1 protein-coding gene is annotated in these 621 nt (G+C 68.0%); it reads right to left on the reverse strand.

All coding sequences use genetic code 11. The features are described from left to right. Nucleotides 1-18: 18 nt before the first annotated feature. Nucleotides 19-621 (reverse strand): HNH endonuclease signature motif containing protein (locus tag ACIPVK_RS21790; RefSeq protein ID WP_407614069.1); only part of this gene is annotated, 603 nt, incomplete at its 5' end.

Genomic DNA, 621 nt, shown 5'->3' on the forward strand with positions numbered 1-621 from the left:
TCACCGGCAACGCAACCCTCAGAACAGGGGTGGGCTTTGGGCGCGGTCGCGCCAGTGGTTGTTGCGTCGGGGTTTTTGTTCGGGGTCCATGAACTTGGGCAGGATGACGCTGAAGAGCCCGTCGGTGTCGCGGAGGACGCGCACCAGTCCGGTGTGGATGTCGTGGTGGGCCGAGGTGCACACCGGCATGCCTTGGTTGATTTCGGTCTTGCCGCCGTTGGCGAAGAAGTCGAAGTGGTGGATTTCGCAGTGTTCGGGCGGGACGGTGCAGCCGGGCATGATGCAGCCTCCGTAGAGGCCGAGGATGATTTCGCGCATGTAGTCGGGGAAGAGGCGTTCCTCGCGGCCGAGGTCCAGGATCCGGGAGTCGCCGCCGAGGACCAGGGGGATGACGCCGCCGTTGCACAGGCCCTGGCGGAGTTCGGCGGGGGTGAGGGGTTGGCCGCGGCCGGTGATGCCGTGGGTGTCGGCCAGGCCGCGGAGTTCGTCGAGGGTGGCGATGACCAGGGTCTTGGGGGAGGGCAGGCCGGTGGTCTTCTTCCCGGTGGCGGGGCTCCCGGCGGACCTGATGAGGTTCATCAGGCCCTGGAGGTGGCGTTGGGGCGGGGTGAGGCCGTCGGG

Origin of the sequence: Paeniglutamicibacter sp. MACA_103 (assembly GCF_045798555.1) — a bacterium.
Taxonomy (GTDB): Bacteria; Actinomycetota; Actinomycetes; order Actinomycetales; family Micrococcaceae; genus Paeniglutamicibacter.